11 protein-coding genes and 1 pseudogene are annotated in these 13,433 nt (G+C 59.7%); 6 read left to right on the plus strand and 6 right to left on the minus strand.

Annotation, left to right across the window (positions count from 1 at the left end; all coding sequences use genetic code 11):
* Positions 1-102, plus strand: a pseudogene (locus FBY01_RS31975) (IS110 family transposase); the annotation flags it as partial.
* A gap of 54 nt (positions 103-156) precedes the next feature.
* Here FBY01_RS31975 and FBY01_RS26405 read toward each other — a convergent pair.
* Positions 157-651: a hypothetical protein gene (locus tag FBY01_RS26405; protein WP_010459894.1), complete on the minus strand. Its 495-nt coding sequence runs from the start codon at positions 649-651 to the stop codon at positions 157-159.
* A gap of 70 nt (positions 652-721) precedes the next feature.
* Entirely contained in the window at positions 722-1,498 is a 777-nt protein-coding gene (locus FBY01_RS26410) for an AraC family transcriptional regulator (RefSeq protein WP_145310112.1), read from the minus strand.
* 78 nt (positions 1,499-1,576) lie between these two features.
* Between FBY01_RS26410 and FBY01_RS26415 the strand changes: the two genes are divergently transcribed.
* A complete protein-coding gene (locus FBY01_RS26415; RefSeq protein ID WP_145310114.1) occupies positions 1,577-2,269 on the plus strand; it encodes an aspartate/glutamate racemase family protein in 693 nt (230 codons plus the stop codon).
* 1 nt (position 2,270) lies between these two features.
* Here the strand turns inward: FBY01_RS26415 and FBY01_RS26420 are convergent, their stop codons facing one another.
* The 3 genes from FBY01_RS26420 to FBY01_RS26435 all read right to left on the minus strand — a co-directional run bounded on the left by FBY01_RS26420 (position 2,271) and on the right by FBY01_RS26435 (position 4,415).
* On the minus strand, positions 2,271-2,792 hold the full coding sequence (locus FBY01_RS26420) for a GNAT family N-acetyltransferase (RefSeq protein ID WP_145310116.1): 522 nt from the start codon (positions 2,790-2,792) through the stop codon (positions 2,271-2,273).
* Positions 2,793-2,967: 175 nt separating this feature from the next.
* Positions 2,968-3,888, minus strand: coding sequence for a LysR family transcriptional regulator (locus FBY01_RS26430; RefSeq protein ID WP_010459890.1), 921 nt, complete (start codon positions 3,886-3,888; stop codon positions 2,968-2,970).
* An 86-nt stretch (positions 3,889-3,974) separates the two neighbouring features.
* Complete coding sequence (locus FBY01_RS26435; protein WP_010459889.1) at positions 3,975-4,415, minus strand: carboxymuconolactone decarboxylase family protein; 441 nt, start codon at positions 4,413-4,415, stop codon at positions 3,975-3,977.
* A 207-nt stretch (positions 4,416-4,622) separates the two neighbouring features.
* Between FBY01_RS26435 and FBY01_RS26440 the strand changes: the two genes are divergently transcribed.
* The 4 genes from FBY01_RS26440 (at position 4,623) to FBY01_RS26455 (ending at position 7,980) form a co-directional block, all read left to right on the plus strand.
* Positions 4,623-6,056, plus strand: coding sequence for a PLP-dependent aminotransferase family protein (locus FBY01_RS26440; protein WP_010459888.1), 1,434 nt, complete (start codon positions 4,623-4,625; stop codon positions 6,054-6,056).
* A 123-nt stretch (positions 6,057-6,179) separates the two neighbouring features.
* Positions 6,180-6,473: an antibiotic biosynthesis monooxygenase family protein gene (locus FBY01_RS26445; protein WP_010459887.1), complete on the plus strand. Its 294-nt coding sequence runs from the start codon at positions 6,180-6,182 to the stop codon at positions 6,471-6,473.
* 156 nt (positions 6,474-6,629) lie between these two features.
* The gene (locus FBY01_RS26450) at positions 6,630-7,043 is read left to right on the plus strand and encodes a cupin domain-containing protein (protein ID WP_010459886.1); all 414 of its coding nucleotides are present in this window, start codon (positions 6,630-6,632) and stop codon (positions 7,041-7,043) included.
* A 226-nt stretch (positions 7,044-7,269) separates the two neighbouring features.
* Positions 7,270-7,980 (plus strand): ATPase, encoded by a 711-nt coding sequence (locus FBY01_RS26455; protein WP_145310118.1) that lies wholly within the window; start codon positions 7,270-7,272, stop codon positions 7,978-7,980.
* 102 nt (positions 7,981-8,082) lie between these two features.
* On the opposite strand, the gene FBY01_RS26460 is transcribed toward FBY01_RS26455, so the two are convergent.
* Positions 8,083-12,984, minus strand: coding sequence for an NAD-glutamate dehydrogenase (locus FBY01_RS26460; RefSeq protein ID WP_010459882.1), 4,902 nt, complete (start codon positions 12,982-12,984; stop codon positions 8,083-8,085).
* Positions 12,985-13,433: the final 449 nt, after the last annotated feature.

Genomic DNA, 13,433 nt, shown 5'->3' on the forward strand with positions numbered 1-13,433 from the left:
TTCAGCACCACTGAGGCGCTGGTGATGCTGGCTCGCAAGCTTGCGCGGGTGGCATTCGCCTTGCTGAAAGGGCAAAGCGAATATCAGTCAAAGGTCAGTTGAGGGTTTCCCCTCAACCATAGAATCTCCCACAGGAATATGTGTAAGGTCAGAGAATCAGCCGCGTTCGCGCGGGATCAGGCTCTGCAACTGCTGCGCCAGGAAGTTCGCGTCGAAGGCAAACGTATCCGGGTCTTTCAAACCATTGGTCTTGCGCCATTGCCAGCTCGTGGAAGGCGGCAGGCACACCAGCGAAATGCTGCCATACCGCGCGGCCGTCAAACCCATCACTGCCAACGAAATCTGACCACCGACGCCCATCACGTCCGGCACGAACTCCACCGGTTTGCCGGCAATGACAATGCTCAGTTTCTCGGTCTTGAACGTCGACGACTCGACCGGAACGCTCGGCCCTGAAGCGACATACACCTCGCGACTCACTTCCAGCAGGTTCGGCACCTGGATCGGCTCCAGCCATTGCTGGATCTGGTCGAACAGTTCACCAATGCGCGTCGCCCACACGGCCGATTGCGACTCAAACACTTGCTTCTTGTGCGCTTCGCTTTCTGCATAGTGGCGAAGCATCTCGCCCAGCTGCTGTACGTCGTCCATTGCGGTGTTCCTTTGGTTGAAGCGGTGCTGCGGACGTTGAGCATGGCAGATGCGCGCTGCCGGCGTACGACTAAAAGCGTGAACGGTATTGGCTGGGGGTCATGCCCAGGTATTTGCGAAACGCGCTGCCCATGTGCGACTGATGGGCGAACCCCGAATCCAGGGCGATATTGGCCAGGCTCAGGTCTGTGCGTTCGATCATGCGGCGTGCCGCTTGAAGGCGAACTTCCACCAGATAAGCATGGGGCGTCAGGCCCATGGCCTGGGTGAAATCGCGCAGGAAACGCAGCGGATTCTGCCCGTAGGTGTCGGCCAGTTGCGCAAGCGTCAGAGGCTGGTGGAACTGCTCGGCGATCTGCTCCAGCACCCGGAAGAAGGACATGGACGTGATCCGCTGTGTGGTGTCGATTTTCTGCCGGGTCAAGTCAACGAGCCCCAGCGCACACTGCTCAAACGCCAGTAGATCGGGCTGCGGCGCGAGCAACAGACGTCGCACCGCTCGTGCCAGGGTCAGCGCACGTCGATTGCCTGAAGACTGCACACGGCGGGTGACACAGGGTAACTGTTCATCGGCAAACGGTTCGTCCAGGCGCATCAGCAGGTATTCACCACCGGTGACGGACTCGGAGAACACCTCGACGCCGATCGGCGTATACGCCAAGACGCCGGGCAAGGTATCGAAATCCACCCGACGGTCGGAATCGATGGCGTGCACACCCTGCTGACGCTCCAGCGTGACCCCAAGCGTTTGCGACTGCGCCGCATCACGCGCGCTGTACGCCGCACGGGGCAAGAGTTGCAGGTAGACTTTGCCGTCGAACAAACGCTGACTCATGACATCAGGCATGTGAAATTTCCTGATAGATCGAAACCGGGGTCCACTGGACACTCTCTCGCAAAGGGTTGCCAACAACAGGAGAACGCCATGCGCACCATCGGCCTTATCGGCGGCATGAGCTGGGAGTCCAGCGCCGAGTATTACCGCCTCATCAACCAACAGGTTCGCGACCGGCTCGGGCCGTTGCGTTCGGCGAAATTGCTAATGTACAGCGTCGACTTCGGCCCTGTCGAACAGGCCCAGCATGCCAGGCGCTGGGACGACGCGGCGGCGATTCTGGTGGATGCGGCGCAGCGACTGCAGGCCGGTGGTGCCGAGTGCGTGGTGCTCTGTACCAACACCATGCACAAGGTGGCCGGGCAGATTCAGGCCGCGATCAGTATTCCGTTCCTGCACATCGCCGACCCGACCGGTCAGGCCGCCGTGGAGGCCGGAACGCTGAAAGTCGGGTTGCTCGGGACAGCATTCGCCATGGAACAGGACTTTCTCAAGGATCGCCTGAGCGCGACGGGGTTGACGGTGCTGGTGCCGGACGCCGAGGAACGCAACGCCGTGCACCGGATCATCTATGACGAGTTGTGCGTCGGGGTGATCAGCGAGGCGTCACGCAAGGTGTATCAGCAGGTCATCGAGTCGCTGACTCGGCGTGGCGCCCAGGCGATCATTCTCGGCTGCACGGAAATCGGCCTGCTGATCAAACCCGAGCACAGCGCCCTGCCCTTGCTCGACACCACCGAACTGCATGCGCAGGCGGCAGTGGCGTTCGCGTTGGGCGACTGAGTCAGTCAGACCGGGGCGTGCGGCGCAGACGCGCCATGCTCAACGTGTCGACCAGCCGGCCGTCCCGCACGGCGTAGTCACGGAACAGGCCTTCGGTCTCGAAGCCGAACTTGCGGTACAGCCCGATGGCCGCTTCGTTGTCGGCGCACACCGAAAGCTCGACCCGTTGCAGGTTCATCCAGTTGTCGGCGACGTCCAGCGCCGCTGCCAGCAGTTTTGAGCCCACGCCTTTACCTTGCCATTGCACCGCGACCGCCATGCCGAGATTGCCGGCATGGCTGCGGCGGATCCGCGACAACTGCTCCAGACCAATGTTGCCGATGACCGCGCCCTGATGCAGCGCCACCAGCTTCACCAGCCGCTCGTTATCCGAAGCCAGGCGTTGGCGCCAGATCTCGGTGGATTGAAACGGCATTTGCAGGACCTGACGGGTAATCGCCGGCTCGTTGTAGAGCGCGGTGACGCCGTCGATGTGGGATTCGCTGAAGCGTTCGAGGGTGATGACAGAATCGGTGGCGGGCATGGTTGACTCATCCTTGATGCAGACATGGCCGCTTACTCTACAACGCCATCTCCTGGAATGGCGAGAATCCCATGTGGGAGCGAGCCTGCTCGCGATAGCGGCGGGTCAGTCACCTTGGATATTGAATGTTACGACGCTATCGCGAGCAGGCTCGCTCCCACAGTTTGGATCGGGGTTAGGCTTCGAACCACTCCCGCCGCTCGTTGAAGGTGTTGTGAATCAGTTCGACGATCATCTGCACCTCGGCCTGCCCCGCAGACTCGGCATTGACCGCCATCCACACCTGGCGCTGCATCGGCTGGTCGAACAACCCCGATAACCCGACCAGCCCCCTGTCAAACTGGCTCATGTAATTGGGCAGCAAACCAATGCAGGCGCTGCAACGAATCATTTCCAGCATCAGCTCATAAGAATGCAACTGCACCACGCCGGCCAGACGCTGATCGACCACGCCATTCCACGGCCGAAAACTCTCGATCTGACGATCAGGCTGCCATTGCACCAACATGAAGTCAGCGAGGTCATCGAGGCTGTCGGGGCGGGCCGCTACCCGTGAATAACGTTTGGCGATATGCGGCAGATAATCCAGTCGCGCCAAAGGCTGAGGCTCGCTGACAGGGAAACTCGGGCCCGGCAGCGGTGACTCGGTGCCTGCCAGCCACAGCACCACATCTGCACTGACCGCTCGCAGCGACAGTTCGCTGTCCAGCGTGATGATGTCCAGGCGCACGCTGGCGTTGCGTCGCAGCAACGAGACCAGATCGCGGCCCAGGATGTCGTGCAGGATCGACTCGGCCACAGCCAACCGAATCAGCGGCTGTTCGATCACCGGCACGTCGTGTTCATGGGCCAGGGCGATCAATTGCGCCTGAAGCTGCAACCCTTCACGGCTCAAGGCCAGGCCGTTGTCCTGGTGATTGAACAGCGAACACTGCAATTGCGTTTCGAGCTGCGCGAGGTGTTTGCGCAACTGAGTTGATTTGATGTTGAGGCTGCGGGCCGCTTGCATGAAACAGCCGCAACGGGCGCTGACCCGGAAAGACTGCGCCAGTACCGGATCGATACCGGCGGCGTGGGTGGATTCCATGAATGACATCAATGACTCCTGTCGATCTATCCTTGAAGCCCTCATCCTGCGCAGCGTTTATGAACCTGACGTGACACCTACGGCGGAAAATCGATTCAGCTGCTGGGGCTTTGCCGAAAACTCACCGCCAGGCGATTCCAGCTGTTGATGGTGGTGACCGCGATGGTCAAGTCGACCATTTCGCTTTCGTTGAACTGCTCACGCGCCACGGCGTAGACGTCATCCGGCACATGGCTTTCGGAAAGCAAGGTCACCGCTTCGGTCCAGGCCAGCGCCGCGCGTTCACGAGGGTTGAAGAAGCCGCTGTCGCGCCACACCACAATCGAATACAAGCGCCGATCCGTCTCGCCAAGGCGCCGCGCGTCCACTGAATGCATGTCGGTGCAGAAGGCGCAGCCATTGAGTTGCGAGGCGCGGATCTTGATCAAATGCAGCAAGGCTGGCTCGATACTGAGGTTGCTGGTCAAGGCCTCCATGGCGATCATCGCTTTCATCGCTTTGGGCGACGCACTGTAGTAATCCAGGCGGGAACTCATGGGGGCGACCCTCTTGGATCAAATGGAGACCCCCAAGGTAGGCGCTGACGCAGCGGCGTTACAGATCCAATTCGGCGGAAAAGCCGTGGACCATTCGGCGGCAGACCAATCCCGGGTTTTTCGCCCACGCAACTTCTGCACGGCGGCTCATGCGGGTAATCTGGCGCGACGCACACGCGCCTCAATCGCTCCAGGAGCCTCGCCGGTATGGAACTTCATGTTGTCATCAACGGCCGCAAGGACCTGGCAGGCCAGTTGTACAACCAACTGCGCAGCGCCATTGAATCCGGCCGCCTGGCAGCCGGAACGCAACTGCCACCCAGCCGTTTGCTGGCCGAACAGCTGGGCATTTCGCGCAAGACCATTTCCGACACCTACGCCCAACTGACCTATGAGAACTTCCTCACCGGGGTGATCGGCAAAGGCACGTTCGTCAACGCCCGGACGGCCAAAGCCGCCCCCAAGCAAAGCCATTCACAGCTGGCGAGCTTCGAGGTGATCGAGTCCTGGCGCAACCTGCCGGTGTTTCTGCGCCACCCGACCCTGGAGGGCTCGTTACGCTACGACTTCATCGGTGGCGCGACCAGCAAAGGCCAGTTTCCGCAGGACGATTGGCGGCGCTGCACCTCTCACGCGTTGCGCCAGATTGCCGGTTCCAAGGGCTTCTACAGCCTGCCCGAAGGCCTGCCGGCGCTGCGCAACGCGATCGCCCGGCACATCGCATTTTCCCGTGGGGTCAATTGCCAGGACGAAGACGTGGTGGTGTGCAATGGCGCGCAACAGGCGCTTGACCTGATCTCCCGGGTGCTGACCCGTCCGGGCAGCATTGTCGCCATGGAAGACCCCGGCTATCCGCCGGCTCGCCTGTTGTTTGGCACCCATGGGGCCACGGTGATCGGGGTGCCGGTGGATGCCGAAGGGATTGAAGTGGACAAGATCCCCTTGGGCACCCGGCTGATTTACGTCACGCCGTCCCACCAGTTTCCGCTGGGCATGCCGATGAGTCAGGCGCGCCGGGTTGCGCTGCTGGAACGGGCTTATGAGTTGGGCGCAATCATCATCGAGGACGATTACGACAGCGAGTTTCGCTACGAAGGCCGCCCGACCGATTCACTGCAAAGCATGGATGAGCGCGGCATCGTCGCCTACGTCGGGACCTTTTCGAAAACCATGCTGCCGGAGCTGCGCCTCGGTTATGCGGTGTTGCCGCCGGCGATTCTTGAAGCCGTCATCCGCGCCAAGCAACTGACCGATCTGCACACCTCCACCCTGCCCCAGTGGGCGCTGGCCAAGTTCATCGCCGAAGGTTGCCTGCTCAAGCACATCCGGCGCTGCCATACGATCTATGCCGGACGTCGCGAGCGGATCCTGTCGCGCATGGCGGGCGACCTTTCGCCCTGGCTTGAACCCGTGCCCACCACGGCCGGGTTTCACATGGTGGTGATGTGCAAAGTGCCTATCGATATTCCGTTGGTGATCGAACTGGCGAAAAAGGTCGAAGTCGGCCTCTACGCTATCGACAGCTTTTTCTACCAGCAAGCGCCACGGGCCGGGCTGTTCCTGGGCTTTGGCGCCATCGAAACCCTGGACATCGACATCGCCCTGGACCGTTTGCGCGACATCTTGCAGCAGGTGGCCTGATCGATTGGTCTGCGGCTTTATCCAGCGATTGGCTATTGGCGGTCCACAGGTGCAGGCCTATCCTGCATAAGCGTTATCCCTCAGTGAGCAGGATTCGTCCGGCCTGATTCAGGAGTGTGAGCAATGTCCAACGAAGTGATCAATACCGTACAGGTGCAGGCCGCCGCCGGCCGCTCGGAAGAACTGGGTAAGCAACTGCAAAAGATTGTCGACACCCTGCGTCAGCAACCGGGCTGTGATTCCTATATGGTCGACCGCTGCCCAGAGGACAGCAACCGCTGGACCGTCAGCGCCCGCTGGCAATCGGAAGCGGCCATGCAATCGCATTTCAACTGCCCTGAAGTACAAGGCTTTATTGGCCTGATCGACAATCGATTGGCGAATTCCGTCGACTTCAACAGCTTCCCGATCCGCTGAACGCCCTGTAGCGGCCCTGTGGCGGAGGGCTTGTCCCCTCGCCACAGGGCCGCTACAGATTGGTCCCCTCACCTTCGCGAATATTGGCTGTTTGATTGGCCCCACCTGCGCACTACTGTTGTTTCTGACAACTAAACCAACCGCAGGTGAATGACCATGAAAGCTTTGCGTATCCTTGCTGCTCCCCTGGCTGCCCTCGCCCTGACCGTTTCTGCGACTGCCATTGCTCACGAAGGCCCTTCAGAAAAGATCACGGTATTGCAGGATGAAGCGCTGAAAAACGTGCCCGGCAAAAAAGCCATGATGATCGAGGTCGACTACAAACCCGGCCAATCGTCGATTGCCCACAAGCATGAAGGCACTGCCATGGCCTACGTGCTGTCAGGTGCGGTTATTTCTCAAGTGAAGGGTGAGAAAGCAATCACTTACAAGGCCGGACAGTATTGGTACGAACCCGCCGGTTCGGAACACTTGGTTTCGAAAAACGCCAGTGCAACCAAGCCTGCCAAACTGTTGGTATTCATGGTGTTGTCCCCCGACGAGAAAGTGTTGATCCCCTTGGAAAACTGATAGCTGAAGGGATAGCCATAAATAAAAAGGCGCGAATTAACATTTCGGGCCTTTTTATTTCCCGGCGTAATTACTGGGCCTCGCTTAAACCCAATTAAACTATCGCCCAGCCAAGAAGTGCAGCGACTGGCTATTTCATTGCGCAGCGACAGGTTTAGTCTGGACCACTCGCCGGATATTCCGACATTACAACTTCCGACTCATGTTGTTTCACTGGAGTAACACCATGAAACTTACCCTTATCAGCACATTAACAATGACCCTCATCCTGGCGGGCTGCTCTGTTCCCACTGCGCCCAAAGCCGGCTCTTCGCTGGAAGGCCTTTTTACTGGACCGGTTGGCCGCAGCAATGCCACGCACGTCCCCAACGGCCACCAGGTTTCGTTGGGTATCGTCTACAGCCGCAACACCCAGGCCAACCGCGACTACCTGCAACACTACCAGGCCAACGCCGGCACCGGCTTCGGCCAGAGCCTGCTGGTGCAATCGATCCACGACGCCTACGTGGCCACCTCCAGACCGGACCATGCCGTGGACTGGGTCAAGGCATCGTTACAACGCCAGTTCGGCTCGGTGACGGTGTATCCGGACATGCAAAGCCTCAGGGCGGCGAAGCCCGACGTGGTCGCCATTGTCGACACCCGCAGCCAATTGATCACATCGCGCAGTTCGGATATCGAAGCGCATGTGAGTGCGCAGTTCTACGACTCAAACTTCAATTACATCGGCACTGCTCAAGGGCATGATGCCAAAGCGTTGAGTCCGTTATGGGCCGATTACAAGCGCAGTGAAGAGATTGTGGCGGATATTAACGAGCAACAGAATGTGCAAATTCGGGCACTGCAAAAGTTTGATCAATCGCTCAACAATTTAGTGATGCAACCCACAGAGACACTATCAGCCATTGAGTCAAAACAACTTCAAGCGTCGTACTAGCGCTCAGCATAATCTTGCCTTTAATCACAATGAAATGAGCACGTCTACCCCCCAAAAAAAACCCGCATCTCTCAATGCGGGTTTTTTTCATTCAACAGCCGATCAGGCAGCCGGTTCCAGCTCCGCAGCTGCTGTGACAGGCGCAGGCACTACCGCTTGCCCGCTCAACGCCAGATCCAGCAACTCACGGTTGGCCACCGCGTACATGGCGTAATCGGTGCCGCTGGCGGCACGGATTTCCACCAGCATGGCGCGCCAGCGTTCGATCATGCCTTCGTGCTCTTCCATCCACAGCGCCAGGCGGGTTTCCACGTCCTGAGTGCCGTCGCCCTGTTGCAGGACGGAGATGGTGATCGCACGTTGCTGCCAGTCGACGTCATCACGGAACGCTTCACGGGCCAGGGCCTGCCAGTTGTTTTCAACCGGCAGAGCGCTGATCTGTTGCAGGTACCAGGTGATGTCCAGCGCGCTGCCCACGGCGAAGTAGGCCTTGGCCACGTCTGCAGGGTTCTGGCCGGTCACGTCGGAGGCCTCGATGATCGGCAGCAGGGTGTACAAGTGCGAAGTGCCAGCCACCATACGTGCGAGCAACTCCGGCACACCGGCTTCGACGTACGCCTGATAGCGGGCCTGCCAGGTGTCGCGGATCTCGCCACTGAGCAGTTCGTCGAGCTTCAGCCCCAGCTCCTTGAGGTGCGGACCGAAGTGCGCAACGTCACGGGCAGCGTTCTGCTCGTTGCGACGGGCACGCAGGAACCAGCGCGTGGCGCGACGGCCCAGGCGCATCAGCTCGTCCATCAGCTCCAGTTGCACGTCGGCGGAAACCTGATAATCCAGGGATTCGATCTGACGGAACCAATGCGGGAGATGGAAGATGTCACGCACGATCACATACGCACCGGCCACGTTCGCCGGGCTCATGCCGGTCGACTCTTTGAGTCGTTGAACGAAGGTAATACCCATGTGGTTGACCAGATCGTTGGCGATCTGGGTGCTGACGATTTCGCGCTTCAGACGGTGACGGCGCATGGCTTGGGAGAACTTGCTCACCAGGCTTGGCGGGAAAGCGGTTTCCATGTCACGCGTCAGGTAATCGTCGTCCGGCACCTGGGAATTGAGCAGCGCTTCCTTGAGGTCGATCTTGCTGTAGGAGATCAGCACCGACAGCTCGGCACGGGTCAGGCCATGGCCTGCAGCGACGCGCTCGTTGATGGCTTCTTCGGCCGGCAGGAACTCGATGGCGCGATCCAGCTTGCCGCGACCTTCCAGATCGTTCATCAGGCGCTTGTATTCAGCGATCCGCGGCAAGGCACGACGCGCCGCCAGGGACAGGGCCTGGGTCTGCTTGTAGTTGTTGCCCAGCACCAGGTTGCCGACTTCGTCGGTCATGCTCGCCAGCAACTGGTTACGTTGCTTGTCGGTCATGTCACCGGCCTGAACCACTTCGTTCAGCAGGATCTTGATGTTCACTTCGTGGTCGGAGCAGTCCACGCCACCGGCGTTATCGATGAAGTCGGTGTTGGAACCGCCGCCATTGAGGCCGAATTCGACACGACCCAGTTGGGTCATACCGAGGTTACCGCCCTCGCCCACCACTTTGCAGCGCAGTTCGTTGCCGTTCACGCGCAGTGCATCGTTGGCCTTGTCGCCGACATCGGCGTGGCTTTCGGTGCTGGCTTTGACGTAGGTGCCGATACCGCCGTTCCACAACAGGTCTACCGGTGCCTTGAGCAAGGCATTCAGCAGTTCGGTCGGGGTCAGTTTGTCCGCCTGGATGTCGAAGCGCTCTTTCATCTGCGGGGAAATCGCGATGCTTTTCGCGCTGCGGGAGAAGATCCCGCCGCCTTCAGACATGATGCTGGTGTCGTAATCCGACCAGGCCGAGCGCGGAAGGTCGAACAGGCGCTGACGCTCGGCGAAGCTGTTGGCAGGCTCCGGGTTCGGGTCAATGAAGATGTGCAAGTGGTTGAAGGCTGCGACCAGTTGCAGCTTGTCGGACATCAACAAGCCGTTACCGAACACGTCACCGGCCATGTCGCCGACGCCCACCACGGTGATGCTGTCTTCCTGGACATTGATACCGCGCTCGCGGAAGTGACGTTGAACGCCCACCCACGCGCCTTTGGCGGTGATGCCCATCTTCTTGTGGTCGTAACCGGCAGAACCGCCCGATGCGAATGCATCGCCGAGCCAGAAGCCGTAGTCGATGGCAATACCGTTGGCGATGTCGGAGAAGGTGGCAGTGCCCTTGTCCGCAGCGACCACCAGGTACGGGTCATCGTCGTCATGACGCACGACGTTGGCCGGCGGAACCAGCGCACCGTCCTTCAGGTTGTCGGTGATGTCCAACAGGCCCGAAATGAAGATGCGGTAGCAGGCGATGCCCTCGGCCGCGATCTCGTCTCGGCTGCCGCCCAGTGGCAGACGACGCGGCAGGAAGCCGCCCTTGGCGCCCACTGGCACGATGACCGAGTTCTTCACTTGCTGGGCTTTTACCAGGCCCAGCACTTCGGTACGGAAGTCTTCTTCACGGTCAGACCAGCGCAAACCACCGCGAGCGACGTTGCCGAAGCGCAGGTGCACGCCTTCGACGCGTGGCGAGTAAACGAAGATTTCGAACTTCGGTACGGGCTTGGGCAGCTCTGGAATCTGGTGCGGGTTGAACTTGAAGCTGAAGTAGGACTTGTTCTTGCCGTTCGCATCGGTCTGGTAGAAGTTGGTCCGCAGCGTGGCCTTGATCAGGTCCAGGTAGCGACGCAGGATACGGTCTTCGTTGAGTACCTGGACTTCGTCCAGCGCGGTAATGATCGCGTGTTCCAGGCGTTGCTGCTTGTCTTCCAGATCATCGCTGGTCAGCTTGCGCGCCAGGTAGAAACGGGTCTTGAACAACCGGGTCAACTCGCGAGCGATGTCGGTGTGGTTGTTCAGGGTGCTGGCGATGTAACCCAGGTCGAAGCCCAGGCGAATCTGCTTCATGTAACGGGCGTAGGCACGCAACAGCGCCACATCGCGCCAAGGCAGGCCGGCGGTCAGCACCAGGCGGTTGAACGCATCGTTCTCGGCATCGCCACGCACGATGTGGACGAAGGCGTCCTGCAAGGTGTCGTTGAGTTGCTGGATGTCGAGTTCCAGGCCTTCAGCGGCGGTGAACGCGAAGTCGTGAATCCAGAACTCGCGGCCACTGTTGTGGCGCAGGCGATACGGGAATTCACCCAACACGCGCAGACCGAGGTTTTCCAGGATCGGCAACACATCGGACAGCGCCAGCGGTGTATCGGCGTGATACAGCTTGCAGTGCAATTCGCGCTGACCAGACACCTGGCCCAGTGGCTGATAGAAGCTCATCACCAGCGGATTTTTTTCGGTCAGGCTCAGCAGGTGCTGCATGTCGACCACGGCCGAATGGGCAGCGAAACGCTCGCGGTAACCGGCTGGAAAGCCTTTCGGGAAGTCAGCCAGCACGTTGGTGCCGTGGGCTTCGCCGAAGCTTTCGACTACCAGACTGGCGTAGTCGTCCTGCCAGCTGCGGCAGGCCTGGACCACTTCTTTTTCCAGCAGGACCGGGTCGATGTCGAGGCGGTTCTTCGGATCGACGCGCAGAATCAGTTGCACGCGTGCCAGCACGGACTCGGAGAAGAAGGTCCAGAACTCGCAGTCCGAGGCTTTCAGGCGATCCATCAGCACTTGCTGGATCTTCTGGCGCACTTCGGTGGAGTAGATGTCGCGCGGCACGTAGGCCAGGCAGTAGCAGAAACGGCCATACGGGTCTTTGCGCAGGAACACGCGAATCTTGTTGCGCTCCTGGATCTGCACGATCGACATCACGGTGCTGAACAGCTCGTCCACCGGCGTCTGGAACAGATCGTCACGCGGCAGCACTTCGACCACCTGCGCCAGTTCCTTGCCCAGGTGAGCCTTGGGCTGGAAGCCGGAACGGCGTTCGATTTCTTCGACCTTGCGGCGGATGTACGGAATGACCCGCACGCTCTCGCCATACACCGAAGAGGTGTACAGGCCCATGAAACGGCATTCCTTGATGACTTTGCCGTCGGCGTCAATTTCGCGGATCGACACGTAGTCCGGGTAAGCCGGACGGTGTACACGGCTTGGGTGCGCAGCCTTGGCGAACGACAGCAGGGTCGGTTCACGCAGGTAGTTCACGGCGTAGTCTTCGATGCGCAGGTCATCGTAGGTCAGGCCGGTGCGCAGCAGTTTGGTCAGGCCCAGGAAGGAATCCTGGTCGTAGACGATGTGACCACCGTCGACTTCATCGCGAACCACGAACTCTTCATAGCCCAGGAATGTGAAGTGGTTGCCCACCAGCCATTCCAGGAAGCTTTTGATTTCGGCTTTTTCTTCTGGATCGACGGCGTACTGGCTGTTGTCCAGGCCGGAGAGAATTTCCTGGACCTTGTCTTTCATCGGTTCGAAATCGGTGACCGCGACGCGGACTTCACCGAGAACCTGCTCCAGCTCTTTGGTCAGGACATTGAGTTCGGCCGCGTTGGCGCAACGGTCGATTTCCAGGTACATCAGCGATTCTTGCAGAATGCCTTCGCCCTGGGTGCCTTTCGGCAGGATTTCCAGCAGCTCGCCCTTGCTGCCGCGACGCACGCTCAGCACAGTGGTTTGCAGGGTGTGAATGCTGTAGCCGCGACGGTTCAGCTCGGTACGCACCGAGTCCACCAGAAATGGCAGGTCGTGGTGCAGCACTTCGACCGCGGTGTGGGTCGACTGCCAGCCGTGGCGTTCGTAATCCGGGTTGTAGACGCGCACTTGCGGTTGCGCGTGATCGAAGCGCTCAAGCAGGCGCCACGCAGAAAGGGTGCAGCCGGCGAGGTCGGACAACCGACGCTGGGTCAGCTCGTCCAGGGAAATGATGCCGAAGAATTGTTCAGCGAACAGCGCCACTTGTGGCAGTGCCTGTTCACTGATGTGCTGGGCCAGTGCCGCTTGCAGTTGGTGCTGGAAGTCGGCTTTGCTGGCTGCGGTGAAGAACGCCATCTGTGGTACTCCGCTTGGGCTTGTTATTGATGGAAGCGTCGCGTGCAAAACCCCTTTCGGGGCGATCCGTCACCCTGTTCCTGATTCTCGGGCAGAGGAAACAGGGTGACAGGTGGGTGAAGCTGGACGAGACACTCAGGTCACATTCACCTTCCATGAAGGGGTATCGGCAAAAACGCCTGTGCGATGAATTGCACACTGTCTTTACGGATATCCATTCGATGCGCAGCTTAACGAGTGCGGCAAGGCCTGTGCTTGCGGCGCTGCGACATATTCGGTCATCGGTACGCAGCTCACGACATGCGCCTCGAACAACACTAGCAGTCGTGCAGGAAAACGGGCGCTTTATCCCCGGTTTTGCGGCACATCCGTACCAGAAATGACCAGTAACACTCCAAGTGTTCACGACACATGATCTGACACTCAGGCGAGCAGAAATTCCCGAGGGC

The sequence above is a fragment of the Pseudomonas sp. SJZ077 genome (genome assembly GCF_007993905.1).
In the GTDB taxonomy this organism is placed as follows: Bacteria; Pseudomonadota; Gammaproteobacteria; order Pseudomonadales; family Pseudomonadaceae; genus Aquipseudomonas; species Aquipseudomonas mandelii.

Coding starts and splice junctions, on each gene's coding strand:
- FBY01_RS26405 (WP_010459894.1), bottom strand. CDS start 651: ATGGACGACGTACAGCAGCTGGGCGAGATGCTTCGCCACTATGCAGAA.
- FBY01_RS26410 (WP_145310112.1), bottom strand. CDS start 1,498: ATGCCTGATGTCATGAGTCAGCGTTTGTTCGACGGCAAAGTCTACCTG.
- FBY01_RS26415 (WP_145310114.1), top strand. CDS start 1,577: ATGCGCACCATCGGCCTTATCGGCGGCATGAGCTGGGAGTCCAGCGCC.
- FBY01_RS26420 (WP_145310116.1), bottom strand. CDS start 2,792: ATGCCCGCCACCGATTCTGTCATCACCCTCGAACGCTTCAGCGAATCC.
- FBY01_RS26430 (WP_010459890.1), bottom strand. CDS start 3,888: ATGTCATTCATGGAATCCACCCACGCCGCCGGTATCGATCCGGTACTG.
- FBY01_RS26435 (WP_010459889.1), bottom strand. CDS start 4,415: ATGAGTTCCCGCCTGGATTACTACAGTGCGTCGCCCAAAGCGATGAAA.
- FBY01_RS26440 (WP_010459888.1), top strand. CDS start 4,623: ATGGAACTTCATGTTGTCATCAACGGCCGCAAGGACCTGGCAGGCCAG.
- FBY01_RS26445 (WP_010459887.1), top strand. CDS start 6,180: ATGTCCAACGAAGTGATCAATACCGTACAGGTGCAGGCCGCCGCCGGC.
- FBY01_RS26450 (WP_010459886.1), top strand. CDS start 6,630: ATGAAAGCTTTGCGTATCCTTGCTGCTCCCCTGGCTGCCCTCGCCCTG.
- FBY01_RS26455 (WP_145310118.1), top strand. CDS start 7,270: ATGAAACTTACCCTTATCAGCACATTAACAATGACCCTCATCCTGGCG.
- FBY01_RS26460 (WP_010459882.1), bottom strand. CDS start 12,984: ATGGCGTTCTTCACCGCAGCCAGCAAAGCCGACTTCCAGCACCAACTG.